Raw genomic sequence first — 24,688 nt, 5'->3', positions numbered from 1 at the left:
GCTTTGAAACACGACTCTTACGTCATGTCGGAATTGCAAAGCATCCGGGAAGCCTTTGCGGAGGCTTCTTCTTTTTTGGCCGGACACGGCCTTACGGAGCCGCAGCGCAGCAGCCAGCTCCTGCTGGAGCATGTGCTGGGCTTGTCCGGGGCGGCTTATTATATGGCGCTGGCTGATCCGTTCCCGCCAGCTCTCAAGGCCGAATGGGAAGCGCTGGTGACCCGCCGGGCGGCGGGAGAACCGGTGCAATACATCACCCGTGAGCAAGAGTTCTACGGACGGGCCTTCGAGGTCACGCCCGATGTACTGATCCCCCGCCCGGAGACGGAGCTGCTCGTCGAGGCGATCCTGAAGTACGGCGCGGAGCTGTGGCCGGACGGTCTGGCGGGGGTGCGGGGCAAAGCCGCACGTGAAGCTGAAGGAGACGAGCAGTGGACAGCTGCGGGCGGTGAGGCTGGAGTGGTGCGGGGCGAAGCCGCACCGGGAAATATGGCGGCTGCGGATGAAGCAGCCGCCCACAGCGGGGCGGGCCGCAACGCAGCCCGCCGGGAGAGCGGCGCGGGCGCAGCCGGCGCCGCACGGCCGCTGACCGCCGTCGATATCGGCGCCGGCAGCGGAGCCATCTCCGTCACGCTGGCGGCGGAAGCGCCGGCGTGGCGGGTCTGCGCCGGCGATATCTCGCCCGGCGCGCTGGCCGTGGCCCGGCGCAATGCGCAGCGGCACGGCACGGCGGTGGACCTGCGGCTCGGCGATCTGCTCGAGCCGTTCGCGGGGCTGGAGACGGATATTCTCGTCTCCAACCCGCCGTACATCCCCGGCGGCGACATCGCCGGGCTGCAGCGCGAGGTGCGCGACCATGAGCCGCGCACGGCACTGGACGGCGGCGGGGACGGGCTGGACCCGTACCGCCGCATGATGGAGCAGCTGCCGCTGCTCCCGGCTCCGCCGCGCCTGGTCGGCTTCGAGCTCGGCCAGGGGCAGGCCGAGCAGGTGGCCGGACTGCTGCGGGCAGCCGGACATTGGGATGAGATCATCACCATCGATGATCTCGCCGGGATTCCCCGGCATGTGCTCGGGATAGCACGGTGAGGACGGGGAACGGACTGAGAAGACGCTATTTGCTCAAATAACGCGAAATGACCAACTCTTGTGGACTGAGAAGACCTTATTACCTGTAAACAAGCCTGTTTGAGCAACCAACTGAACGAATAGCGTCCTCTCTGTCCGCATAACTTCCGGGAAGGTGCTTTTGCAGCGAATAAGGTCCGCTCAGTCCGCTGGAGGGGAGGCGGCCCGGCTGTTCGTCTGACAGAGTACCCCCAAACGATGGAAATTGTATTTAAGTGCTCCCTTCCTTTACAATAGAGATGACGGAACTTCTGCCTGGGCGGCTGCCGGGAGACAAGAACGGGAAGAACCAGTACTGAGTAAGGAGACAGAATATGCTTCAGAAGATTAAGAAGATTGACGGCGTTATCCTGGTGATTCTTGTGCTGCTGATGGTGGTCAGCATTTTCTCCATATACAGTGTGACCCACGGGCGTGAGAGGCTGGACGGGTCGCATATTAAGATGATCAAATTCTATATCGTGGGCTTTGTTGCCTTTATCGGGCTGACGTTCGTGGATTATCGCCTGCTTGTAAAATATGCGTTATATGTGTACATCACGGGGATTGGCATTCTGATCCTGGTCAGCTTCGTGGGTACAGAGCAGAACGGTGCGCAAGGCTGGATCAAGTTCGGCAACAGCTTCAGTCTTCAGCCGGCGGAGCTGTTCAAGCTGATTCTGATTCTGTTCCTGGCAGCTGTGCTTGTCCGCAAAAATAAAAATAAGCTGCTGTTCTGGCGTGATGTGGCTCCGCTGGGATTATTCAGTCTCATGCCGTTTGTCATCGTAATCAGCCAGAATGACCTGGGGAATGCGCTCTCGTACATCGTTATTCTGATCGGTCTCCTGTGGATCGGCAATATTAAGTTCACCCATGCGCTAATCGGACTGCTGGTTATAGGCGGCTCTGCGGCTGCCGGAATTATGAGCTATATTCATTATCACGATGAAATTAAGGATTTCCTGGTAGATATCAAACGCTCGCACTGGATCGAGCGCTTCGACCCATGGCTGGTACCGGATAAGGCGACAGCCAAGGCGATCTACCATACGAAGAACGCCAAAATGGCCATCGCCTCCGGCGGAATGAGCGGTGAAGGCTACATGACGGGCAGCTCGGTGCAGACCGACCGTGTACCGTACACCTATTCGGACTCCATTTTTGTCCAGATTGCGGAGGAATACGGCTTTGTCGGCTCGGCACTGGTACTGCTGCTGTACTTTATCCTCATTCACCGGATGATACTAATTGCACTGGAGTGCAAGGACAGGGGCGGGCCGTTCCTGATCGTCGGGGTGGTGGCGATGCTGCTGTACCAGATTTTTGAGAATATCGGGGCCTTCCTGGGCCTGATGCCGCTGACGGGGATTACGCTGCCGTTCATCAGCTTCGGGGGAACCTCACTGCTGATCAATATGGCGAGCATAGGGCTTGTCATGAGCGTACGTCTGCACGGGCAAGAGGTGGAGGAGGATCTGCCGAGTCCTGCGCTGTATTCTTCCCCGGCTTCCGCCAAGAGAAGTTAACTTATTAAGAATAATAAAGCCCGCGCATTTAGGGAAACGGGTTGCTTCATCCATACCGGAATTCTTCGTTTACGAAGGGTTCCGGTATTTTTTTGCAAATGGATGGCAAATCCGTTTCCACCTGGGCTGACATACTTAGAAGGAGGGCGTAGTGGGTCAGCTATGCAGAAATAGAAAAATTGAATAAAAGCTCCCAATTGAATTACAATGGAAATTAGTGGGTTGAAGCCTGGGCTGGGTGTAGCGGGCGGATTCCTAATCCGGAGAGGTTAAGGGGTATATCCTTATGTTGCAGAGAATCAAAAGAATAGACGGCAGCATTGTGCTTATTTTGATTGTGCTGATGGGGATCTGTATCTTCTCCATTTATAGCGTGACTCACGGAAGAGACGGTCTGGATGGTATGCATATCACCATGCTGAAATATTACGCGCTGGGCTTTATCGCTTTTATCCTGATCACCCTGTTCGATTACCGCCTGCTGGTGCGGTATGGACTTTATATTTACATCGCCGGGATTGGGATTCTGCTGTCGGTCAGCTTTTTCGGCAAGGTGAAGAATGGCGCCCAGGGCTGGATCGGTATTGGAGATTTAAGCATTCAGCCGGCGGAGCTGTTCAAGCTGATTCTGATTATTTTTCTGACCACCATGCTTGTCCGTAAAAATAAAACCCGGCTCCAGTTCTGGCGCGATGTCGTGCCGCTGGGTCTGATTGCATTCATGCCGTGCGCGCTGGTTATCGTCCAGAATGACCTGGGCAATGCGCTCAGTTATATCGTAATCCTGCTTGGCTTGCTATGGATCGGGCGTATCAAATTTTCGCATGCGCTGATCGGTCTAGTTGTCGCGGGCGGAGCGATTCTGGGCTTCATCCTGTGCTATATCAACTATCACGAGCAGACGGTTGATTTCATTGAGAAAACGCTGGGCCGGGATCACTTCGTCAGCCGGTTTGATCCTTGGCTCGTGCCTGAGCTGGCGAGCAGCACGGCGAGCTATCAGACGAAAAATGCCCAGACGGCGATTGGCTCCGGGGGCCTTAAGGGAGAAGGGTATTTGCAGGGCAGCTCCGTACAGAGCAACCGTGTGCCATATCTGTATTCGGAATCGATTTTTGTGCAGATTGGGGAAGAATTCGGCTTCCTGGGCGCAGCGGCGCTGCTGATGCTCTTTTTTATCCTGATCCACAGATTAATCCTGATTGCTCTAGAATGCAGGGACCGTGGCGGGCCGCTCCTGATTGTCGGGATTGTGGCGATGCTGCTGTATCAGATTCTGGAGAATATCGGTGCGATGACCGGACTGATGCCGCTGACCGGCATTACCCTGCCGTTCATCAGCTACGGCGGAACCTCGCTGCTGATTAATATGGCCTGTATGGGGATTGCGATGAGCGTAAGGCTCTACGGGCAGGATGTGGAGGATGATCTCCCGCTGCCGCAGCCGGAGGCGAAGGGCAAATCTCTTTTGTCCAAAAACTAGGTGTTGCCGTCTCTACTTCATAAATCATAGATTAATAGGTTTGCAGTCTCTCATTCCTGGACATACTGGGAACATAAGAGGTTCAGAGGGAGAGGGGCTGCGGAAGATGGAAGATTATAAGCTGGAGCGAGGGGATTCCCTGCGGATTACCTTTAAGTATACTGCCATTTTAATTTGTTTTTTTATGATTCTGATGATGGCCTGGGAAGGCCAAAAAAGCGATGCTGCCGTAGCAGAGGTATCCATCCCGCAGGAGTCGATCCGCCTGCGTATTCTGGCGAATTCGGACGGCACCGGGGATCAGCTGGTCAAGCGCCAGATTCGTGACCGGATCGTGGAGCAGATTAATCAGTGGGTGGCCGGACTGGAAGATCCGCAGAGTCTGGAGCAGGCCCGTGCCCTGATCCGTAATCATCTGCCGGAGCTGAATGAGCTGGTGGGCAGAGAACTGGCGCAGCGCGGGATTGAATACGGCTATCAGGTGGAGCTGGGCACGGTTCCTTTTCCGACCAAAATGTATGGCGGACGGGTCTACCCAGCCGGAGAATACGAGGCAGTCCGGGTCACGCTTGGAGCAGGCAAAGGGCAGAACTGGTGGTGTGTGCTGTTTCCGCCGCTCTGCTTCATCGATGCGGGAACCGGGGATGCTGCGGCTGCGGAACCGGCTGCTGCGAAGGCAGGGGCTAAGGAGGCGGCTAAGGTCTCAGCCAAGGCTTCGGGAGACGGTGCGAAGGTGAAGGCGGCGGATGGAACAGCGCAAGGGGCAGTATCCAGTCTCTCTGATTCAACTAACAAGGTAGGAAGTTCAGGTGATGCTGCTGAGACACCGAAGGTGAAGTTCTTCGTGTGGGAGCTGCTGAAGAATATCTGGAGCTGGATCTGCGGGCTGTTCGCCTGAATGTCCTGAAAAGCATGGCGTAAACGTATATTGGATTCTACAGTTTTTGCGCCGGATATGGTACGATGATTGCAGTACTTGAGCAGAGGCGGCTCCACCTGAGGGGGCCGTTTTTGAGTGTAGAGGAAACTATAGTTTCCTCCTGTTGTGGACAAGGTGTCTAAAACCGAGCACAATCGGCTGGTACAGGCATATGGGCCAAATGTATGTGGAAAACAGCATACATTGTGCTGACACGCAAGTAATCTCATTCATCCGGTCGGATGATTTTGTTCAAAGATAAGAATCTATATGCTTCGCGCTATAATTATCCTTATCTTTCTCGCTGAAACGGTACCGTCCTTAAAAAGGACGGCAAAAGCCGTTTTCACTTGCGTAATAATTCAATTCAGAAAGCTAGTGATGATAGATGACAGAAGATAAGCATTCACCGTTCGCGGCCCAGCGCCGCAGCGGTCTTATTGAGTCCACTCTGTACTGGAGCCTTGCTTCCGGCAAGGAGGGAACGGATGGCAGAACGGAGAGTTCTGACGGTTTGCCGGTGAGCACGAGTGACTTGGGCATGATCTCGGAAGCGGCAGCGCTGCTGCGGAGCGGGGAGACGGTGGCCTTTCCGACGGAGACGGTGTACGGGCTGGGCGCAGATGCGCGGAACACCGCAGCGGTAGAAGCGGTATTCGCAGCCAAAGGCCGTCCCTCCGATAACCCACTGATCGTGCATATTGCCCGGCGGGAGGATCTTGATCGCCTGGTGACGGAGGTGCATCCGGTGGCCGAGGCACTGATCTATGCGTTCTGGCCCGGCCCGCTGACGCTGGTGCTGCCGGTCCGTCCCGGCGTCCTCTCGCCGCTGGTGACGGCGGGCCTGGATACGGTTGGCGTGCGCATGCCGGATCATCCGGTGGCGCTTGCGCTGCTGCGCGCGGCGGATTGTCCGGTTGCTGCGCCTAGCGCCAACCGCTCCGGGCGGCCGAGTCCGACGCTGGCCGCCCATGTGCTGGAAGACCTCGCCGGATATATCGGCGGTGTTCTGGACGGCGGCGCGGCCGGGGTCGGCCTGGAGTCGACCGTGGTGCAGGTGCAGCCGGACGGGACGGTAGCCGTGCTCCGTCCCGGGGGCATCACCGCCGAGCAGCTCGCGGCGGTGACCGGCACTGAAGCGGCCGCAGCGGAGCCGGCCGCCGGGGCGGACACGCCTGCCGGTGCATCCGGCGGCGGGTCCGTGCCTGTGCCGCCGGCAGCCGTGCCCGGCGGCGGCGAAGCCGGCGCTGCTGCGCAGGCGGCCGCAGGCAACAGCCCGGCGCCGCGCGCGCCGGGCATGAAGTACACGCACTATGCCCCGCGCGGCGCGCTTGGCATCGTACGCGGCTCCTCCGCGCAGCGCGTGGCGGAGACCGCCGCAGGGCTGCTGCAGGCGGCGCAGCGGGCGGGCGAGATCACGGGCCTGCTCCTCTTCGAGGAGCATAGGGCCCTGTATCCCGCCGACCCGGCCGCCTGCACGGTGTCTCTCGGCTCGCTGTCCTCGCCGGAGGAGGCCGCCCGCTTCTTGTATGCCGCCTTGCGGCGCTTCGATGAAGCGGGGGCCACGTACATTCTGGCCGAGGCCTGCCCGGTCACGGGCCTCGGCGCAGCCATCATGAACCGGCTGATGAAAGCCGCTGGAGAATCAGTGATCGACGCCGGGTAGTCAGTTGCTGTTAGGATGGTATGGACCATGTCCTCCTGCTAAGAGACTGGAACTCATAAGATTAACGTGGAGGTGCTGCTATGAGTGGAAAGGATCAGGAAGCCGATCAGGACAAACTCAGAGAGCTTGAACGGAAACTGAAGGAACGCAATCGGCAGCTAGCCGAGATGGAGGAAGAGTTGGTCATCCTCAAAAAGGCAAAGGAATACTTCGATAAATTTGGAAAATGAATGTTCGGATACACCTGATATTACGCAATCTGGGTCCCTTCGCCCCCGCCCTGCCATCCACCCCACAGTCATGAATACCATCTTGTCCGCATATCGTTGTTGTACAAGAACTTACGGACTCAGGGTGGAGGGTTATTCATGGGCTGGGACGGAATGTATGGGGGCTGGGGCCAGATAGTAACAGTGGCCATTATGGCAGTTGCGCTGGGGATGGATGCGTTCTCGCTTGGCGTGGGCATCGGGATGAGGGGCATCCGTCTGCTGCATGTGCTGCAGCTTAGCCTGCTGATTGCTTTTTTTCATGTGCTGATGCCGCTGCTGGGCTTGTTCACGGGCAGCTATGTCGGGCATTTGCTGGGACAGGTCACCACCTATGCTGCCGGAGGCCTGCTTGTTCTGCTGGGCGGACATATGGTGTTCAACTCCTTCCGTCAGGACGACGGCGGCAGCAGCCGGCAGATGGATCACCGGACAGTGTGGGGCATGCTGCTGATCTCGCTCAGTGTAAGTGTGGATTCGTTCTCGGTCGGGGTTTCGCTTGGGATGTTTGTGAATAGTATTATTCTAACCGTGCTGGCCTTCGGTGCCTGTGGCGGTGTTATGTCCATTACAGGGCTGCTACTGGGCAGGCGGGTGAGCCGGGGCCTCGGAGAGTACGGGGAAGCGCTGGGCGGAGCCATTCTCCTGGCGTTTGGCTTGATGTTCATCTTTTGATACAATAACGGCAATACCCATAATTTTTAAGCTTGCTTAATACCGAAATTATAATGTTTACCGGAGGTGGAAAGGTTGCTGCATATTTTATTTGTCTGCACAGGTAATACCTGCCGTAGTCCCATGGCCGAAGGGCTTCTGCGGAAGCTTGCGAAGGAGCGGGGCATTCATGTGGAGGTGCGGTCTGCCGGAGTTTCTGCTGTCCCGGGTACTTCCATATCCAGACATGCTGCGGGCATTCTGCAGGATGAAGGGATTCAGGACCGCATCGTATCCTCACAGCTGAACGGGGAGGCAGTGGCTTGGGCCGATCTGATCCTTACCCTGACAGGAGCACATAAGCGGCACTTGCTGCAATATTTTCCTGACGCTGTTACCAAGACCCATACCCTTAAGGAGTATGTCCAGACGCAGGAATCCGTGAACGCCGATATCCGGGAGCTGGACAGCTTGTATGCAGATGCGGAGCTGAATCTGGCCCTGGGTACCGAGCCGGATGCTGCGGCTATGCAGCGGATGATTGAGATCCGCCAGCGTATCCCCAGCTTCGATATCAGTGATCCGTACGGCGGCTCGCGTGAAGATTACGAGCTGGCGGCTGCCGAGATCCGTACGGCGCTGTACAGTCTGCTCGATAAGCTTGAATCGCTGAGACGGCTTTGAAGTGGTTGATTTTTTGCTGACTATCCCTTAAGATGTAATAAATATGATCCGGTTCCGGTGTAACTGGCGACAAGTGTGGATGAAACCACGATGGAGCACCTGGAATAAACGGCCGGTCGCCTGGGCAAAAGAGCACATCCGCAGTTCAACCTGCGGACTGCTCTTTTTTGTTTAAAAGTTGCATCTCCATGGAAATCAGAAACGGTTGAAGGGGGCGGTAAGATGGAGGAAGTCCTGAAGCAGAAGTCAGGGGATGACCGCTTATCCGGTATGGCAGCTGCAGAGCAGCAGCTAACGGGCAGCGGGGAGCTCTCTTTGGCCGCAGCCACTGCTGCGGTAACGCGTGAACTTGCAGTAGCGGGCCAGCTCGGTCCGGGGAAGATCCTGGTCGTCGGAGCCAGCACAAGCGAAGTGGCGGGGAAGCGGATTGGGACAGGCGGTGCGCTGGAGGTTGCGCGGCAGCTGCTGGAGGGGATTACGCAGATTGCGGATGAATTTGGTTTTCACCCGGTCTATCAATGCTGCGAGCATTTGAACCGTTCGCTGGTGATGGAACGCGCTCTGCTGGAATCCCTTCGCCTTAGAGAGGTGTCGGCTGTGCCCATTCCGGGAGCCGGAGGCTCCATGGCAGCTGCGGCCTACCAGTCCATGACAGATCCGGTACTGGCAGAGACGATTGAAGCTCATGCCGGTATAGATATCGGGGAGACCCTGATTGGCATGCATCTGCGCCGGATTGCCGTACCTTACCGGCCTAGCCTGCGGTATATCGGGGCTGCCCGGGTAAATGCCGCATGGAGCAGACCGCCGCTGATCGGCGGGGAACGGGCCGTGTACCGCACGCCTGAGACTAGCGGTTCCGTGAATTGTGACTGAAGTGAGAGAGTTTAGCTAACGGTTTTTCTAAAGATAAGAATTATATGCTTCGCGCTATAATTATCCTTATCTTTCTCGCTGAAACGGTACCATCCTTAAAAGGACGGCAATGCCGTTTCCGCTTGTAATACCACATAAATCAGAGTTACAGGGAGGAAATTAGAAACATGGAACAATTGCGTAAAAGTGACCCGGCAGTACTGGAAGCGATGGGCCTCGAACTGAGCCGCCAGCGTGCGAACATTGAACTTATTGCCTCAGAGAATATTGTAAGTGAAGCCGTCATGGAGGCCATGGGCTCCGTGCTTACCAACAAATACGCCGAAGGTTATCCCGGCAAGCGTTACTACGGCGGCTGTGAAGATGTGGATATCGTAGAGAACCTGGCCCGTGACCGTGCCAAGGAGCTGTTCGGTGCAGAGCATGCCAACGTGCAGCCGCATTCCGGCGCACAGGCTAACATGGCTGTATATCTTGCTGCCCTTAGCCCTGGCGATACCGTACTGGGTATGAATCTGGCGCATGGCGGCCATTTGACCCACGGCAGCCCGGTGAATGCCTCCGGAATTCTGTATAACTTCGTGGCTTATGGCGTACAAGAGGATTCCTTCCTGATCGATTATGATGAAGTGCGCAAAGCCGCCTTCAAGCATCGTCCCAAAATGATCGTTGCCGGTGCGAGCGCGTATCCGCGTACGATTGATTTTGCCGCACTCGGTTCGATTGCGAATGATGTGGGCGCTTTGTTCATGGTCGATATGGCCCATATTGCCGGTCTGGTAGCTGCAGGTCTTCACCCGAGTCCGGTTCCTCATGCCCACTTCGTGACTACAACTACGCACAAAACCCTGCGCGGTCCGCGCGGCGGGATGATTCTGTGCAGACAGCCATGGGCTGCCGCGATTGATAAAGCAGTCTTCCCTGGTTCCCAGGGCGGACCTTTGATGCATGTGATTGCGTCCAAAGCCGTATCGTTCGGTGAGGCGCTGCAGCCTTCATTCAAGACTTATGCCGAGAACGTAGTTAAGAATGCCAAGGTACTGGCAGAGACCCTTGTTGGCGAAGGTATTAATATTGTATCCGGTGGAACCGATAACCATCTGATCCTGCTGGATACCCGCAACCTGAACATTACCGGCAAGGTCGCTGAGAAGGTGCTGGATTCCATCGGAATTACAGTCAACAAGAACGCGATTCCGTTTGACCCGACTAGCCCATTCGTAACCAGCGGTATCCGCATCGGCACACCGGCTGTTACTTCACGCGGTATGGATGAGCAGGCTATGGTTACAATCGGCCGGATTATTGCTGCTGTCCTGAAGAATCCGCAGGATGAAGCTAACTTGACTCAGGCGGCCCGTGAGGTAGCCAAGCTGACTGAACAATATCCGATTTACCCTGGATTGCAGTACTAATCAGAGTCCTCGAATAATCGCCTTTGCGTACCCGGTTCCGCCGGAAGTACGCAAAGGCTTTTTATTTGCTGCGTTGCTGTTACATAATGTTCACAAATGGCTGCCGGGAAAACGTTTGAATTATACTGAAAGTTACATGAAAGTTCATGGAACTTTCATTAAAAGTAGTGAAAGAACTGTGAATAGTATTAAAAGCGCCCAATCGTACAAACTAAGCTTTGTTTTATATCCAAAGAGGTGGATATATTGACTTAAGCTTCCATGGGCTGGGAGTCTGCAGGAAGCCGGAGGACTCGCGGATCCGTCTATCTGTAGGTGAAAAGCAGTCTTGGTGATGATATAATAGATAGGATTTAGCCACCTGAGAAGCCGAGTGCTTACTTTGGCTATAAATAAGACTTACAATTACCGGAGGGACAACATGGGAAAATTGGTGATTTGCGATCATCCATTGATTCAGCACAAATTGACATTCATTCGCGATGTGCGGACCAACACAAAAGACTTCAGGGAGCATGTCGATGAAGTAGCAACACTTATGGCTTATGAGATTACACGTGATATCCCGCTGGAGACCATTACGGTGCAGACGCCAGTGCAGGAAACGCAGAGCAAGGTGATTTCGGGAAGAATGCTCGGGCTGATTCCGATTCTGCGCGCCGGTCTTGGCATGCTGGAAGGTGTTCTTAAGCTGCTTCCTGCGGCGAAGGTAGGTCATGTAGGCCTGTTCCGTGATCCGGACACCCTGCAGCCGGTGGAGTACTACATTAAGCTTCCTACGGATGTCCAGGAACGTGAGCTGATCGTAATCGATCCTATGCTGGCTACAGGCGGCTCTGCCATTGCGGCGATTACCTCGCTTAAGAACCGCGGCTGCACTCAGATCAAGATGATGAACCTGATTGCTGCCCCGGAAGGTGTTGCGGCTGTACAAGCTGCTCATCCGGATGTGGATATCTATGTTGCAGCGCTTGACGATCATTTGAATGATCACGGATATATCGTTCCGGGCCTCGGAGATGCCGGGGACAGACTGTACGGAACCAAGTAAGAAGCACAGATAATAATAGTACGAACCCAATAGACCACGGTTTTCAGAAGAGAGGGAAGGGCTTATGTCCAAAATTAAAGTAATGACGATTTTCGGAGTGCGCCCCGAGGCAATCAAGATGGCGCCTCTGGTTCTGGAGCTGAACAGACATCCTGAGCAGATTGAATCGATTGTTTGTGTAACTGCGCAGCACCGGGAGCTGCTGGATCAGGTGCTTGAGGTGTTCAAGATTACCCCGGATTATGATCTGGACGTAATGAAGGACCGCCAGACGCTCAATGAGATCACGATCCGGGTGCTCGAAGGCCTGGAGCCGGTGCTCCGCGAAGTGAAGCCGGACCTCGTGCTTGTACATGGCGATACCCTGACCACCTTCCTGGCCAGCTATGCGTCTTTCCTGCAGCAGATTCAGGTTGGGCATGTGGAAGCAGGTCTTCGGACATGGAACAAGCTTTCGCCTTATCCGGAAGAAATGAACCGTCAGCTGACAGGCGTGCTTGCTGATCTGCATTTTGCTCCGACCCATTGGTCAGCGGGCAACCTGAGACACGAGAACAAAAAAGAATCAAGTATTTATATCACAGGCAATACCGTAACCGATGTGTTTCAATATACCGTACAGCCGGACTACCGGCATCCGGTCCTTGATTTTGCTTCAGGAAAAAGACTTATTTTGATGACGGCGCACCGCAGAGAATCCCAAGGCGAACCGCACCGTCATATTTTCCGTGCAGTCAAAAGAATCGCTGATGAATTTGAAGATGTAGCCATTGTGTATCCCGTGCACCCGAGTCCCGCAGTCAAGGAACCGGCGCATGAGATCCTCGGCGGACACCCTAGAATCAAGCTGATTGATCCGCTGGATGTCGTTGACCTGCATAACTTTTATCCGCATACCCACCTGATATTGACCGATTCCGGCGGCCTGCAGGAGGAAGCTCCCTCCTTTGGAGTTCCTGTGCTTGTGCTGCGTGATACAACCGAGCGCCCGGAAGGGATCGAGGCCGGAACACTGGAGCTTGTGGGAACGGACGAGGAGAAGGTGTATCAACGGACACATGCTCTTTTGACCGATCAGAACCTGTATCAGTCGATGAGCCGGGCCGCCAACCCGTATGGAGACGGCAAAGCCTCCGAGAGAATTGTCAATGCGATTTTGCACCATTTCGGAGCCGCTGAAGAACGTCCAGAAGAATTTCACACAATGTTCACAAATGATAAAACAGAGCAAGACAACTAATATACTAAGGTTAATAAAAGCAGCATACAGTTAAACTGTACGGTTTATATGGTTTTGGTGTATTTTGCTGTGATTATTTTCATATTTTCATGCGATTTTGGGCAATTTTCTGTGAATTGACAAAGAGTCTGGATATTCAGTAAAATTAGTTGGGATTGTAGCCTATGAAGGAACCAAAGAATGAGCCTGGACTGGGGCGTACGGCTCTAGTACTCGGGGGTGCGGGCAGCTTGCTCGCCGCTTACATTGTAATAGGCTTTTTTGTGGCAAAGTGGCTGCGCAATCTGATGGACGGACCTGCCTTTTGGCTGGCTATCGGAACAATTACCGGGTTGATTCTCGGAGTTGTGAATGTTGCTTTGCTAATCAAAAATTTTTTGGGGGAGCAAAATGGATAATATGACTCCCGTAATCAATATCGTCACCAGGGTGACAGTAATCATTATGGCAGGATTGGTAATGGGGTGGGCTCTCCATCATGAGACCCGTGCAGTTACTCTGGGAATGACACTCGGCTTGCTGGCAGGACTGGTTAATTTCCGTTATCTAGCCCTTAAGGTCAGAAGAGTGACAGCAGCGGTGGCGAAGCAAGGGAAAAGCTCCTTCAGCCTTGGTTTTGCTACAAGAATCAGTTTTGGAATTCTGGTGACCATGTTCTCAGTCAAATACGAACATTTCTCGCTGGAGGCAACGATTATCGGCCTGTTCATCCCCCAGCTTCTGGCTATTCCCGTGGGGATATATCTAGGAATCAAGAATAAGCTGTAGCCATATTAAAGAGAAAGGGGGATGATACTATGCACGAAATGCCTTTAATCTATGTTGGCGGAATACCGATTGACCTGTCTGCTGTGCTAATGCTGGTAATCAGCTCGGTGATAGTGTTCGTACTGGTCATGCTCTCCGTCCGCAACCTGTCGGTTGAGAATCCGTCCAAGCTCCAGAATTTCATGGAATGGGTGGTTGAATTTGTACAGGGACTGATCAGCAGCGCCATGGATCTGAAGAAGGGAAAGCCTTACATATCACTGGGATTGACGCTGATACTGTTTATCTTCGTCTCCAATCTCCTTGGTCTGCCGTTTTCCGTTATTACAGAGGCCGATGGTCCGGTTACAGTCTTCGGACATGTTATCGAAGCAACTAAGAACCTGGCCGATGGCGCGCATGCTGAGATTCTGTGGTACAAATCGCCGACTGCAGACATCAACGTAACCGCAGGACTTGCGATCGTTGTGTTTGTACTCATGAACTACTTAGGCATCAAGCTGAACGGCAAGCATTATTTCAAACATTATATTGAGCCGTTTCCAATTTTCTTGCCGCTGAACATCATTGAGAACCTGGCGAAGCCAGTGGCGCTTGCCATTCGTCTATTCGCTAACATTTTTGCCGGCGAAGTTCTGATTACCGTCATTCTGAAGCTGGGACTGTTCAGTATTCCGTTCCTGGCCATCTGGCAGGGCTTCAGTATCTTTGTCGGGGCGCTTCAGGCCTTTATCTTTACGATTCTGACGATGGTCTACATCGCACAGATGACGATCCACGAGGAAGAAGCGCATTAATAAGCTGCCGTGAGGATAGCGGCAGGTGCCGGAAACCTTCGCGGGAGATTTTATATTATTAAGACATTACAAAAAGAACCGAAATTAAAGGAGGATATTTACAAATGGAATTTTTAGCAGCAGCAATCGCGGTTGGTTTGGGCGCACTCGGCGCAGGTCTGGGTAATGGTATGATCGTCAGCAAGACGGTGGAATCTATCGCCCGTCAGCCGGAAGCACGTAACGCACTGCAGACAACAATGTTTATCGGTGTAGGTATCGTGGAAGTTATTCCTTTGGCCGCTACAGTTATCGCGTTCCTGATCATGTTTACTTAATAAACCGTTTTTACGGTTTGGCGGGGAGGGCAAGTGCCATCCGCGCCTTACTTTTGTATATGTCCGCAAGCCGCGGTAACGGAAGGGAGTGACCTCAGTGAATATCGTTTGGACCAATATAGTATTTTCCATTGTTGCATTTGGAGTTCTGTACTTCCTGCTCAGCAAGTTTGCCTTCAGCAAGCTGTTCGGAATTATGGAGAAGCGCCGCGAAATGGTACTGCAGCAAATGGATGAAGCAGCCAAGACCAGAGAGCAGGCGGTCGCTTATGTGGAAGAGCAGAAGCAAGCCCTGCAGCAGGCGCGCCAAGAGGCACAGGCTATCATTCAGCAGTCCCAGGCTACCAGCAACAACCAGGTTGACAAGATTCTTGAGCAGGCTCACGTGGAAGCAAGCCGTCTGAAAGACGAAGCGGTACGTGACATTGAGAACGAGAAGAACAAGGCGGTAGAAGCGCTGCGCAGCGAGCTGGGTACAGCCTCGGTCCGCATTGCCTCGAAGCTGCTTGAGAAGGAAGTTGCAGCTGACGGCGAACAGGAACAGCTTGTTGATCAATACCTCAAAGAGGTAGGAGGCCGATCATGAGCCGCGACACGGTAGTTGCCGGGCGCTATGCCAAAGCCTTGTACAGTGTAGCGGTGGATGAAGGCATTACGCTTCAAGTGGAGGAACAGCTGAAGTTAGTCGTTGAAGTGCTTGATAACGATGCAGAGGTGAAACGGTTTATCCTGGCACCCCGCATCTCGCAATCCGACAAGCTGAATGTGCTGCGCGGAACACTTCAAGGTAAAGTCTCGGAAGCCGTAATGAACACTGTTGAGTTATTGGTAAAGCGGGGCAGAACCGATATTTTCGCAGAGCTGCTGGCTAAGTATATCAAGATTGAAGGGGATGCCCTTGGCATTGGCTACGCTACTGTCTATTCCGCTTATTCCCTGAACCAGGCAGAACAGGACAGTGTGGCGGCTGAATTCAGCCAGCTTACTGGCCGTAAGATTCGTGTAACCAATGTGGTCGATACAAGCCTGCTCGGCGGACTGAAGGTCGTCATCGGCGATACGCTGTATGACGGAAGTCTGGCCGGTAAGCTTACGCGTCTTGAGAAATCCTTTAATGATAAGCAAAGAAGATAGGGGTGAGGATATTGGGCATCAGACCTGAAGAGATCAGCACTTTGATCAAAAGTCAAATTGAGCAATATAAAGCCGATATCGAAGTGGCCGAAATTGGCACCGTCATTCAAGTCGGCGACGGTATCGCCCGTGTCTACGGTCTGGAAAACGCAATGGCAGGGGAACTGCTGGAGTTCTCCAACGGGGTAGTAGGCATGGCGCTTAACCTGGAAGAAAGCAACGTCGGTGTTGTTATTCTGGGTGAATACAAAGAGATCCGCGAAGGCGATCAGGTTAAACGTACCGGTCAGATCATGCAGGTTCCGGTTGGCGAAGCCATGCTGGGCCGCGTAGTGAATGCACTGGGCCAGCCGCTTGACGGCAAGGGACCGATCGCTACTACAGAATTCCGTCCGGTTGAACATAACGCACCGGGGGTTATCGACCGCAAGTCGGTACACGAACCGATGCAGACGGGGCTAAAAGCAATCGATGCCATGGTGCCAATCGGCCGCGGACAACGCGAGCTGATCATTGGTGACCGTCAGACAGGTAAGACTGCGATTGCAATTGATGCGATTATCAACCAGAAGGGCAACGGGATGAAGTGTATCTATGTTGCTATCGGACAAAAACAATCTACTGTAGCACAGGTAGTAGAAACCCTCCGCCGTCATGGCGCGCTGGATTACACTATCGTTGTAACCGCGTCGGCTTCCGAGCCTTCTCCGCTGCTCTATATTGCTCCGTACGCAGGCTGCGCTATGGGCGAATACTTCATGTACAAGGGTGAGCATGTGCTTGTCATTTATGATGACCTGTCCAAGCAGGCTTCGGCTTACCGCGAATTGTCCCTGCTGCTCCGCCGTCCACCGGGCCGTGAAGCCTTCCCTGGTGACGTATTCTATCTGCACTCCCGTCTGCTGGAACGTGCGGCCAAGCTTAGCGATGCGCTTGGTGGTGGTTCATTAACCGCGCTGCCATTCATCGAAACACAGGCTTCTGACGTATCGGCTTACATTCCAACGAACGTAATTTCGATCACAGACGGCCAAATCTTCCTTGAATCCGACTTGTTCAACTCCGGTCAGCGTCCGGCGATCAACGTAGGTATCTCCGTATCCCGTGTAGGGGGCTCCGCACAGATCAAAGCCATGAAGAAGGTCGCCGGTTCCCTGCGTCTGGATCTGGCTCAATACCGTGAGCTTCAAGCCTTCTCCCAGTTCGGCTCCGATCTGGACAAATCAACGCAAGCCCGTCTGAACCGAGGCGCGCGTATGATGGAGATTCTGAAGCAGGGTGTGAACCAGCCGCTTAGCGTTGAACATCAAGTGCTTAGTCTGTACACCGCTGTCAAAGGACATCTGGATGATATTCCTGTCAAGGATGTTAAGCGTTTCGAGAAGGAATTCCTGGCCTTTATCGACAGCAGTGCAACTGAAATCCTGAAATCCATCGCGGATACCAAGGATCTGACAGCAGACAACGAAGCGGCGCTCAAGGATGCCATCGAGAAATTCAAAAGAGGCTTTGCTACAAGCTAATATATAGAGTTTACCGTTTATGCTTACGAAGTTAGCTTTGACCTACGTCAAAGCTCTAAGGTGGTGAAATCATGGCAAGAAGCATGCGCGATATTAAACGTCAAATTAAGAGCGTTCAGAACACCAGACAGATCACCAAAGCGATGGAGATGGTCGCTGCATCCAAGCTGCGCAAGGCGCAGGAGAAGGCGGAAGCAGCCCGTCCGTATTCAGAGAAGCTGAAAGAGGTCGTCTCGAGTATTGCTGCCGGTACGCAGGATCTCCAGCACCCGATGCTGGTCAGCCGGCCTGTCAAAAAAACAGGTTATCTGATCATCACCTCGGACAGAGGTCTTGCCGGCGGCTACAATGCGAATATTCTGCGTAAAGTAACGATGCTGATCGCAGAACGCCATAAGTCCAAGGATGAGTATGCGCTGTTTGTGATCGGGCGCAAAGGCCGTGACTTTTTGCGGCGCCGTGAATATCCCATTGTAGAAGAAATCACCGAGCTGTCCGATACCCCGAAATTTGCCGACATCAAGTCGATTGCCTATTCGGCGGTTAACCAGTTCGAGACAGGCGTCTATGATGAGATCTACATTTGCTACAACCGGTTCGTTAATGCGATCAGCCAGGTTCCGACTGTAGACAGACTTCTGCCTATGGAAGGCGTTGGGGAAGGCGGGCATCACGGAGCATCTGCTGCTTATGAATACGAGCCTTCACCTGCAGGCGTGCTGGAGGTTCTGCTTCCGAAATATGCCGAAACTTTAATCTATGGTGCTCTTCTGAACGGCAAGGCCAGCGAGCTGGGAGCCAAGATGACAGCGATGGGCAGTGCAACGAAGAACGCGTCAAAAATGATCGGAGAACTTAGGCTTACGTACAACCGTGCCCGTCAGGCGGCCATTACGCAAGAAATTACCGAGATCGTGGCTGGTGCGAACGCGCAGTCTTAATATGAGTGGGCTTAAGGTCCATATGTAACAGCTTTCGAGGAGGGAAATGAAGATGAACAAAGGACGCGTTGTGAGCATTATGGGTCCGGTTGTCGATATTGAATTTGAACGCGGCCAGTTGCCCGAGATATTCAACGCCATCAAAATAGTTGCGAGCCTCAGCGATGGCCGCAGCATGGATCTGACTCTTGAAGTTTCCAATCATCTTGGAGATAACCTGGTGCGCTGTATCGCCATGTCCTCTACAGATGGACTGGTTCGCGGGATTGACGCTATTGACCAGGGAGCGCCAATCTCGGTTCCTGTGGGTGAAGCAACACTTGGCCGCGTATTTAACGTACTTGGTAATCCAATCGATAACGGTGCTGAAGTGGTGGCGGCTAGAAACCCGATCCACCGTCTGGCTCCTACCTTTGATGAATTGTCAACTCAGGCAGAGGTTCTGGAGACCGGAATTAAAGTTATCGACTTGCTGGCACCCTATGCCAAGGGCGGTAAAATCGGCCTGTTCGGCGGTGCCGGCGTAGGTAAAACAGTAACCATCCAGGAATTGATCAACAACATCGCACAGGAACACGGCGGGATCTCCGTATTCGCCGGCGTTGGCGAGCGGACACGTGAGGGGAATGACCTCTATCACGAAATGACCGATTCCGGCGTAATCAAGAAAACGGCCATGGTCTTCGGACAAATGAATGAGCCTCCTGGCGCGCGTCTGCGCGTAGCACTGACCGGTCTGACTATGGCGGAATATTTCCGTGATGTGGAAGGCCGCGATACGCTGCTCTTTATCGATAACATCTTCCGCTTCACCCAGGCGGGTTCCGAAGTATCGGCCCTGCTCGGCCGGATGCCATCTGCGGTAGGTTACCAGCCTACGCTGGCTACAGAAATGGGTCAGCTGCAGGAACGGATTACGTCCACGAAGAAAGGCTCTGTTACATCCATCCAGGCGATCTACGTGCCTGCGGATGACTATACTGACCCTGCACCGGCTACGGCATTTGCCCACTTGGATGCAACGACCAACCTGGAGCGTAAAATCTCCGAAAAAGGGATTTTCCCTGCGGTTGACCCGCTGGCTTCCAGCTCGCGGATGCTGGCACCGGAAATCGTCGGCGAAGAGCACTATAACGTGGCACAAGGCGTTAAGCAGCTGCTGCAGCGTTATACCGAGCTTCAGGATATCATTGCCATCCTCGGTATGGATGAGCTGAGTGAAGAGGATAAGGTCATTGTGGCCCGCGCCCGTAAGGTTGAGCGCTTCCTGTCCCAGCCTTTCCACGTAGCAGAGCAGTTCACCGGCTTCAAGGGCAAATATGTGCCGATCAAAGAAACCGTACGCAGCTTCAAGGAAATCCTGGAAGGTAAGCATGATGATCTTCCGGAAGTAGCGTTCCTGTTCGTAGGCACGATTGAAGAAGCCGTGGAAAAAGCGAAAACGTTGTAACCCTAAGCATGCTTATGCTGGGGGATCGGGCTTTATTCTGTAAAGCTTTGAGGAGGAATGGAAGTGAATACCTTTTTGCTCGAAATAGTTACTCCGGAGCATCTGGTCTACTCCAAGCAAGTGAACAGTCTGACGGTACGCGGTGTGAATGGTGAACTGGGGATTCTCCCGGGACATATTCCGCTCGTCACCCCGCTTCAGGTTGCTCCGCTTAGCGTTAAGGCGGACGGCGTCACAGTCTCCATCGCTGTGCATGGCGGTTTCGTTGAAGTGCACAAAGATAAGGTAACGGTGCTGGCTGAAAGTGCTGAGCTGCCCCGGGATATTGACGTGGAGCGCGCTGAAGCGGCTAAGGAGCGGGCTGAGCGCCGCCTTAAGCTGCAAAGCAAGCAGGATGAGATCGATCACCGCCGTGCGGAGCTGGCATTGCAGCGTGCTGTAACGCGGATCAAAGTTTCGACCGGCAAAGGACAACAGTAGCAGATAAGCGGTCAAGCCCTGGGCTTGACTGCTTTTTTTAGAATTTATATGTTTTGGGGCCCCCGCAAAGTACCTGAGTCATCATCGAAGCTAAAGCCCACTTTGTGGGGGAATTTAGCTAGCGCAAATCTAGCAGATTATGAACATATCGTCATCAGATCTGCATATAAAGACCCAATTGTTTAAAATTTCGTAAAAGTACTGGATTCTTTTCCCCTGCACAAGTATGATATAAGAGTCGATTTCCGAGTACCTAACACAGGGGGCTAATATGAACACACGCTTATCCGCTGAGTTGTCGGGTGCGATCGGCACCAGCAATATGATTTCGATGATTATCTCTTTGATCTGTGTTGCATTATCCTGGTGGGCACTTCAGAACCTTAAGCTGGATTTGGTCATAAGATATCCCAAGAGCCCTCAGGGCAGACTGCTGCACCTGCTCTTGGCGATTGTTCTGGGTCACTTCGTGGCCGGGTTCCTGCTTGATTACCTGGGCTGGAGCGGACTTATCGCACGGATGTTTTAACGGCAGCGGCTTTGGTTATATCTGTATAGGCCAACATAGTGAAAAAAGTGTCGAATAATAAGGTTTTATTATGTCAACACTGAAGTTAAGCAAGGAATCTGCACCTAAGACGCAATGGCGGAATATTCAATATCTTAACAGACGAATTTTAACCTCAAAATTAATTTCAGAAATAATGGACGCGGAGGGAAACCGAAATGAGCAAATTTATCGTCCGCGGTGGCAACAGATTGACCGGGAGCGTGAAAGTCAGCGGCGCAAAAAATTCCGTACTACCGATCATAGCCGCCTCTCTATTGGCAGAAGAAGGAGTCAGCGTCATTGTGGACGCACCTCCGTTAGACGATGTAATGACGATTAACAAAGTATTGGAATCTCTGGGTGCAGGTATTACATACCAGAACGATGTGATTGAAGTAGATGCCACTAATATTACTTCCTGTGAAGCACCATATGAATGGGTACGCAAAATGAGGGCTTCTTTCCTGGTTATGGGCCCGCTCCTGTCCCGTATGGGGCATACTCGTATTTCTCTGCCTGGCGGTTGTGCCATTGGAACTAGGCCGATTGACCAGCATTTGAAGGGTTTTGAAGCGCTTGGGGCCGAGATTAGTCTGGGCCAGGGCTATATTGATGCGAAAAGTAACGGGAGACTGCGCGGCGCCAAGATTTACCTGGATGTGGCCAGCGTAGGTGCGACCGAAAATATAATGATGGCTGCCGCGCTTGCCGAAGGCACCACAGTGATTGAGAACGCCGCAAAAGAGCCGGAGATTGTTGACCTTGCCAATTACCTCAACGGGATGGGCGGCATTGTACGCGGAGCCGGTACCGGAGTGATCCGGATTGAAGGCGTTGAGCGTATGCACGGCGTAAGACATCATGTCATTCCTGACCGGATCGAAGCTGGAACTTACATGGCGGCAGCGGCGATTACGGGCGGTGATGTGTATGTTGAGGGAGCTATTGCCGACCATCTGGGTCCGGTGATTGCCAAGATGGAGGAAATGGGCGTTACGATTATCCCGGATGAGAACGGAGTCCGTGTCATCAGCGACAAGCCGCTGAAGGCTGTCGATCTCAAGACATTACCTTACCCGGGATTCCCGACAGATATGCAGTCACAGATGATGGCGCTGCTGCTCCGCTCGGAAGGAACCAGCGTAGTGACAGAGACTGTCTTCGAGAACCGGTTCATGCATGTGGATGAATTCCACAACATGAACGCGGAGATCAAGATTGAGGGCCGTTCTGCAATCGTGACCGGCAATGCCAGTCTGGTCGGCGCTAAGGTATGTGCTACGGACCTGCGTGCAGGAGCTGCGCTTATTTTGGCAGGACTTGTGGCGGAAGGCACTACAGAAGTTAGCGGAACGCATCACATTGACCGCGGATATGTGCACCTGGCTGAGAAGCTGTCAGGACTTGGTGCGGACATATGGCGGATTTCCATGGAAGAGTCGGCTGTTCCTGCTGCGAAGGAAGAAGCGCTTAAGCCTGAACCGGCCAGAAGCGAATCCTCCAAAGCCGAAGAGATCAGACCCCGTTTCCAGATTCAGCCGTCTTGGGTATAATAGTTATTCTTAAAAATATGAGGACCAGCCGCTAAGCGGCTGGTCCTTTTTTGAAATATAAGAGTTTATATGTTGCACACGATAAATTATCCTTCTATTTCTCGCTGAAACGGTACCGTCCTTTAAAAGGACGGCAAAGCCGTTTCCACTTGGGAAATTTACCTTATATGTTCCGGGGGATTTCGCAACTCTCTTTCTCTCAAAATCCCGTTCTAGCAGGTGCCGCAAATTCATATCTATAAGAATCACCGGTGCTTACGGAAGGAGCCATAGAGATGAAAGAGTTAATCAACCTGCGGCGCATTCTGAAGCGTCCGCGCAGCGTAGCGCGCGTGCGGCGGCGCGGCGCACACCCGCTGCGGCGGCTGGCCCCCGCCGCCTGGCTGGCAGCGCCCCTGCTGGCGGCGCTGCTGCTGCCGCTGGCCGTTGTCCCGCAGCGCGGGGGACAACAGCCGCCGGCGCCCCCGGCCGTGCCGCAGGCCACGGCCGCTCCGGCGCCGCCGGCAACGGCTGCCGCAGAGGCGCCGCAGCCGGAGGTCTCCGTCTATTTGTCGCGCAGCGGACAAATAGAGACCCTGCCGCTGGAGGAATACGTCAGCGGCGTACTGGCGGCCGAGATGCCGGCCGAATTTGAGCTTGAAGCGCTCAAGGCGCAGGCCGTAGCGGCCCGCACGTTCATTGCCCGCCGTCTGATCGCCGGCGACCACAGCGGGGTCCCCGTTCCCGAAGCGGATGTGAGCGATACGGTAAGCCATCAGGCTTACGTATCCCAGGCCGTGCTGGAACGGGACTGGGCGTCCGGCAGCAAGCGCGCCGGCCTGGCGAAGATCCGCCGCGCGGTCTTGGAGACGCGCGGAACCATCATGACCTATCAGGGGCAGCCGATCACGGCTTCCTTCTTCGCCTCCAGCGGAGGGTATACGGAGAACTCCGAGGAGTACTGGAATGCTGCGGTTCCCTACCTGCGCAGTGTAGCCAGCCCGTGGGAGCTGCAGATCACCCCGAACCTGGCGGTAAGCTACACCTTCAGCAATTCGGAGCTGCGCAGCAAGCTGGGCCTTGGAACCAAGGACCTTCCGGTAGCAGCCAGTCTGGGAGCTTCGGGCAAGGCAGTGCCGGTCTCCGCTCAATCCTCCACCAGTTTGCCAGCGGAGGTGCTGTCGCTTACAGCCGGCCACCGGATCAAACAGATCTCTATCGGTGGGAAGGTATTTACCGGGCGGGAAGTGAGAGAGAAGCTGGGGCTACGCTCGAGCCAGTTCACCTGGAAGCGCCAAGCGGGGAAGGTGCAGATCACCACGTATGGTAACGGCCACGGTGTCGGCATGAGCCAGTGGGGGGCGAACGGAATGGCGAAAGAGGGCAAGACCGCGACCCAGATTCTCAAACACTACTACAGCGGGGTCTCTTTTACCGGAATCTCAACTCTCCTGAAAAAATAATCTGCAAGATACGTATAAAAGCGAAGCGCCCGGTAACACTGGTTACTGAGGTGATAACCATATGAATGAACAAGACAAAATCAAATCAACCCATGATGAATCTCTCAAAAACAAGCAGGGAGATTCAGGCGCCAAGCCTTCTTCATGGAGCAGACTGTTATCCAAACGGTGGGTATTCCCGGCAGTCTACACGGCGGCAGCGGCACTTATACTAACCTTGGTGTGGGTCTATCAGGATGCCGGCCAGAAGCCGCTGAATCCCGACAACGCCGCGGTAGTATCCCAAGGTGAGGCCGGCAGCAAAACCGGAGCCGCAAACGGTGATCCCGAAGCCCTGGAAGTTGTCGCATCCGCCGAAAGCCTGGTCTGGCCTGTAGCAAGCCCGAGTGAAGTGGAAGTGGTCAAACCGTACTACGATGAGAACGGCACGGAAGAGAATCATATTGCGGCGATGGTGCAGTACAACAATACTTTTGTCACCAACACCGGAATTGATATTGCCCGTGAGGACAACAAGACGTTTGATGTGAAGGCGGCACTCAGCGGTGAAGTCACCAGAGTGGAAGATGTTGCTGTACTGGGTAAGGTAATCGAGATTACCTCTCCCGGCGATCTGAAGACGGTCTATCAGAGTCTGGGTGAAACCAAAGTGAAGCAGGGCGACGAAGTGAAGCAGGGCGATACACTGGCTACAGCGGGACGCAATGAGATGGAGAAGGGTCTTGGCAACCATCTGCACTTTGAAGTGCATGAGGACGGTAAGATTGTGAATCCTTCGGATCTGCTTCCGCAGCGCTAAGCCGAATGATCAGCAGGGGGCGGAAGCCTCCTGTTTTTTTT

General features: G+C 53.9%; 26 protein-coding genes and 1 riboswitch. All 26 genes read left to right on the top strand.

Annotated features, from left to right (window positions below; all coding sequences use genetic code 11):
- Positions 1–3: 3 nt before the first annotated feature.
- The 26 genes from J2Z70_RS00785 to J2Z70_RS00660 all read left to right on the top strand — a co-directional run bounded on the left by J2Z70_RS00785 (position 4) and on the right by J2Z70_RS00660 (position 24,647).
- Entirely contained in the window at positions 4–1,089 is a 1,086-nt protein-coding gene (locus J2Z70_RS00785) for a N5-glutamine methyltransferase family protein (RefSeq protein WP_209868462.1), read from the top strand.
- Between the two features lie 353 nt (positions 1,090–1,442).
- Positions 1,443–2,636, top strand: a complete 1,194-nt coding sequence (locus J2Z70_RS00780) for an FtsW/RodA/SpoVE family cell cycle protein (RefSeq protein WP_209868460.1) — start codon at positions 1,443–1,445, stop codon at positions 2,634–2,636.
- Between the two features lie 286 nt (positions 2,637–2,922).
- Positions 2,923–4,119, top strand: coding sequence for an FtsW/RodA/SpoVE family cell cycle protein (locus J2Z70_RS00775; RefSeq protein WP_036721745.1), 1,197 nt, complete (start codon positions 2,923–2,925; stop codon positions 4,117–4,119).
- Between the two features lie 139 nt (positions 4,120–4,258).
- A complete protein-coding gene (gene spoIIR / locus J2Z70_RS00770; RefSeq protein ID WP_425355093.1) occupies positions 4,259–5,017 on the top strand; it encodes a stage II sporulation protein R in 759 nt (252 codons plus the stop codon).
- A gap of 562 nt (positions 5,018–5,579) precedes the next feature.
- Positions 5,580–6,704 (top strand): L-threonylcarbamoyladenylate synthase, encoded by a 1,125-nt coding sequence (locus tag J2Z70_RS00765; RefSeq protein ID WP_245367933.1) that lies wholly within the window; start codon positions 5,580–5,582, stop codon positions 6,702–6,704.
- An 80-nt stretch (positions 6,705–6,784) separates the two neighbouring features.
- Positions 6,785–6,934 (top strand): hypothetical protein, encoded by a 150-nt coding sequence (locus tag J2Z70_RS00760; RefSeq protein ID WP_209868455.1) that lies wholly within the window; start codon positions 6,785–6,787, stop codon positions 6,932–6,934.
- A gap of 138 nt (positions 6,935–7,072) precedes the next feature.
- The gene (locus J2Z70_RS00755) at positions 7,073–7,648 is read left to right on the top strand and encodes a manganese efflux pump MntP (RefSeq protein ID WP_209868454.1); all 576 of its coding nucleotides are present in this window, start codon (positions 7,073–7,075) and stop codon (positions 7,646–7,648) included.
- 75 nt (positions 7,649–7,723) lie between these two features.
- Complete coding sequence (locus tag J2Z70_RS00750) at positions 7,724–8,311, top strand: low molecular weight protein arginine phosphatase (protein ID WP_209868452.1); 588 nt, start codon at positions 7,724–7,726, stop codon at positions 8,309–8,311.
- Between the two features lie 49 nt (positions 8,312–8,360).
- A riboswitch (ZMP/ZTP riboswitch) is annotated at positions 8,361–8,444 on the top strand.
- A 137-nt stretch (positions 8,445–8,581) separates the two neighbouring features.
- Positions 8,582–9,187 (top strand): TIGR01440 family protein, encoded by a 606-nt coding sequence (locus J2Z70_RS00745; protein ID WP_245367932.1) that lies wholly within the window; start codon positions 8,582–8,584, stop codon positions 9,185–9,187.
- 167 nt (positions 9,188–9,354) lie between these two features.
- On the top strand, positions 9,355–10,602 hold the full coding sequence (locus J2Z70_RS00740; RefSeq protein WP_036721737.1) for a serine hydroxymethyltransferase: 1,248 nt from the start codon (positions 9,355–9,357) through the stop codon (positions 10,600–10,602).
- A 421-nt stretch (positions 10,603–11,023) separates the two neighbouring features.
- Positions 11,024–11,653, top strand: a complete 630-nt coding sequence (upp, locus tag J2Z70_RS00735) for a uracil phosphoribosyltransferase (RefSeq protein WP_036721735.1) — start codon at positions 11,024–11,026, stop codon at positions 11,651–11,653.
- A 64-nt stretch (positions 11,654–11,717) separates the two neighbouring features.
- On the top strand, positions 11,718–12,893 hold the full coding sequence (wecB, locus tag J2Z70_RS00730) for a non-hydrolyzing UDP-N-acetylglucosamine 2-epimerase (RefSeq protein WP_209868448.1): 1,176 nt from the start codon (positions 11,718–11,720) through the stop codon (positions 12,891–12,893).
- 164 nt (positions 12,894–13,057) lie between these two features.
- Positions 13,058–13,291, top strand: a complete 234-nt coding sequence (locus J2Z70_RS00725) for an ATPase F0F1 (RefSeq protein ID WP_209868447.1) — start codon at positions 13,058–13,060, stop codon at positions 13,289–13,291.
- Positions 13,284–13,661, top strand: coding sequence for an ATP synthase subunit I (locus J2Z70_RS00720; protein WP_036699219.1), 378 nt, complete (start codon positions 13,284–13,286; stop codon positions 13,659–13,661). The genes J2Z70_RS00725 and J2Z70_RS00720 overlap by 8 nt, the downstream gene beginning before the upstream one ends.
- Before the next feature lie 29 nt (positions 13,662–13,690).
- On the top strand, positions 13,691–14,458 hold the full coding sequence (gene atpB / locus J2Z70_RS00715; protein WP_036699217.1) for a F0F1 ATP synthase subunit A: 768 nt from the start codon (positions 13,691–13,693) through the stop codon (positions 14,456–14,458).
- 104 nt (positions 14,459–14,562) lie between these two features.
- Positions 14,563–14,775 (top strand): F0F1 ATP synthase subunit C, encoded by a 213-nt coding sequence (atpE, locus tag J2Z70_RS00710; RefSeq protein WP_036699216.1) that lies wholly within the window; start codon positions 14,563–14,565, stop codon positions 14,773–14,775.
- Positions 14,776–14,872: 97 nt separating this feature from the next.
- The gene (gene atpF / locus J2Z70_RS00705; RefSeq protein WP_209868445.1) at positions 14,873–15,361 is read left to right on the top strand and encodes a F0F1 ATP synthase subunit B; all 489 of its coding nucleotides are present in this window, start codon (positions 14,873–14,875) and stop codon (positions 15,359–15,361) included.
- On the top strand, positions 15,358–15,909 hold the full coding sequence (locus J2Z70_RS00700) for a F0F1 ATP synthase subunit delta (RefSeq protein WP_036721725.1): 552 nt from the start codon (positions 15,358–15,360) through the stop codon (positions 15,907–15,909). Before atpF ends, J2Z70_RS00700 begins: the two co-directional genes overlap by 4 nt.
- Positions 15,910–15,920: 11 nt before the next feature.
- Positions 15,921–17,432 carry a F0F1 ATP synthase subunit alpha gene (atpA, locus tag J2Z70_RS00695; protein ID WP_036721723.1) on the top strand — a complete coding sequence of 504 codons (1,512 nt, stop codon included), beginning with the start codon at positions 15,921–15,923 and terminating at the stop codon, positions 17,430–17,432.
- A gap of 71 nt (positions 17,433–17,503) precedes the next feature.
- Complete coding sequence (gene atpG / locus J2Z70_RS00690; protein WP_076084536.1) at positions 17,504–18,373, top strand: ATP synthase F1 subunit gamma; 870 nt, start codon at positions 17,504–17,506, stop codon at positions 18,371–18,373.
- A 52-nt stretch (positions 18,374–18,425) separates the two neighbouring features.
- The gene (atpD, locus tag J2Z70_RS00685; RefSeq protein WP_036721719.1) at positions 18,426–19,823 is read left to right on the top strand and encodes a F0F1 ATP synthase subunit beta; all 1,398 of its coding nucleotides are present in this window, start codon (positions 18,426–18,428) and stop codon (positions 19,821–19,823) included.
- Between the two features lie 63 nt (positions 19,824–19,886).
- Positions 19,887–20,303, top strand: a complete 417-nt coding sequence (locus J2Z70_RS00680; RefSeq protein WP_036699230.1) for a F0F1 ATP synthase subunit epsilon — start codon at positions 19,887–19,889, stop codon at positions 20,301–20,303.
- Between the two features lie 271 nt (positions 20,304–20,574).
- Positions 20,575–20,832 carry a DUF1146 family protein gene (locus tag J2Z70_RS00675; protein WP_209868443.1) on the top strand — a complete coding sequence of 86 codons (258 nt, stop codon included), beginning with the start codon at positions 20,575–20,577 and terminating at the stop codon, positions 20,830–20,832.
- A 197-nt stretch (positions 20,833–21,029) separates the two neighbouring features.
- The gene (gene murA / locus J2Z70_RS00670) at positions 21,030–22,406 is read left to right on the top strand and encodes a UDP-N-acetylglucosamine 1-carboxyvinyltransferase (RefSeq protein ID WP_036699206.1); all 1,377 of its coding nucleotides are present in this window, start codon (positions 21,030–21,032) and stop codon (positions 22,404–22,406) included.
- A 275-nt stretch (positions 22,407–22,681) separates the two neighbouring features.
- Complete coding sequence (gene spoIID, locus J2Z70_RS00665; RefSeq protein ID WP_209868442.1) at positions 22,682–23,848, top strand: stage II sporulation protein D; 1,167 nt, start codon at positions 22,682–22,684, stop codon at positions 23,846–23,848.
- A gap of 61 nt (positions 23,849–23,909) precedes the next feature.
- Positions 23,910–24,647, top strand: a complete 738-nt coding sequence (locus tag J2Z70_RS00660) for a M23 family metallopeptidase (RefSeq protein WP_036721710.1) — start codon at positions 23,910–23,912, stop codon at positions 24,645–24,647.
- Positions 24,648–24,688 lie beyond the last annotated feature (41 nt).

Source organism: Paenibacillus silagei, assembly GCF_017874735.1.
GTDB lineage: Bacteria > Bacillota > Bacilli > Paenibacillales > Paenibacillaceae > Paenibacillus_AQ > Paenibacillus_AQ silagei.
This window is presented reverse-complemented; position numbering and strand designations above follow the sequence as displayed.

Bases quoted from the DNA above. Each gene is read 5' to 3' on its own strand.
- J2Z70_RS00780 (WP_209868460.1), top strand. From the start codon at position 1,443: ATGCTTCAGAAGATTAAGAAGATTGACGGCGTTATCCTGGTGATTCTT.
- J2Z70_RS00775 (WP_036721745.1), top strand. From the start codon at position 2,923: ATGTTGCAGAGAATCAAAAGAATAGACGGCAGCATTGTGCTTATTTTG.
- J2Z70_RS00765 (WP_245367933.1), top strand. From the start codon at position 5,580: ATGATCTCGGAAGCGGCAGCGCTGCTGCGGAGCGGGGAGACGGTGGCC.
- J2Z70_RS00760 (WP_209868455.1), top strand. From the start codon at position 6,785: ATGAGTGGAAAGGATCAGGAAGCCGATCAGGACAAACTCAGAGAGCTT.
- J2Z70_RS00755 (WP_209868454.1), top strand. From the start codon at position 7,073: ATGGGCTGGGACGGAATGTATGGGGGCTGGGGCCAGATAGTAACAGTG.
- J2Z70_RS00745 (WP_245367932.1), top strand. From the start codon at position 8,582: ATGGCAGCTGCAGAGCAGCAGCTAACGGGCAGCGGGGAGCTCTCTTTG.
- J2Z70_RS00740 (WP_036721737.1), top strand. From the start codon at position 9,355: ATGGAACAATTGCGTAAAAGTGACCCGGCAGTACTGGAAGCGATGGGC.
- upp (WP_036721735.1), top strand. From the start codon at position 11,024: ATGGGAAAATTGGTGATTTGCGATCATCCATTGATTCAGCACAAATTG.
- wecB (WP_209868448.1), top strand. From the start codon at position 11,718: ATGTCCAAAATTAAAGTAATGACGATTTTCGGAGTGCGCCCCGAGGCA.
- J2Z70_RS00725 (WP_209868447.1), top strand. From the start codon at position 13,058: ATGAAGGAACCAAAGAATGAGCCTGGACTGGGGCGTACGGCTCTAGTA.
- J2Z70_RS00720 (WP_036699219.1), top strand. From the start codon at position 13,284: ATGGATAATATGACTCCCGTAATCAATATCGTCACCAGGGTGACAGTA.
- atpB (WP_036699217.1), top strand. From the start codon at position 13,691: ATGCACGAAATGCCTTTAATCTATGTTGGCGGAATACCGATTGACCTG.
- atpE (WP_036699216.1), top strand. From the start codon at position 14,563: ATGGAATTTTTAGCAGCAGCAATCGCGGTTGGTTTGGGCGCACTCGGC.
- J2Z70_RS00700 (WP_036721725.1), top strand. From the start codon at position 15,358: ATGAGCCGCGACACGGTAGTTGCCGGGCGCTATGCCAAAGCCTTGTAC.
- atpG (WP_076084536.1), top strand. From the start codon at position 17,504: ATGGCAAGAAGCATGCGCGATATTAAACGTCAAATTAAGAGCGTTCAG.
- atpD (WP_036721719.1), top strand. From the start codon at position 18,426: ATGAACAAAGGACGCGTTGTGAGCATTATGGGTCCGGTTGTCGATATT.
- J2Z70_RS00675 (WP_209868443.1), top strand. From the start codon at position 20,575: ATGAACACACGCTTATCCGCTGAGTTGTCGGGTGCGATCGGCACCAGC.
- murA (WP_036699206.1), top strand. From the start codon at position 21,030: ATGAGCAAATTTATCGTCCGCGGTGGCAACAGATTGACCGGGAGCGTG.
- spoIID (WP_209868442.1), top strand. From the start codon at position 22,682: ATGAAAGAGTTAATCAACCTGCGGCGCATTCTGAAGCGTCCGCGCAGC.
- J2Z70_RS00660 (WP_036721710.1), top strand. From the start codon at position 23,910: ATGAATGAACAAGACAAAATCAAATCAACCCATGATGAATCTCTCAAA.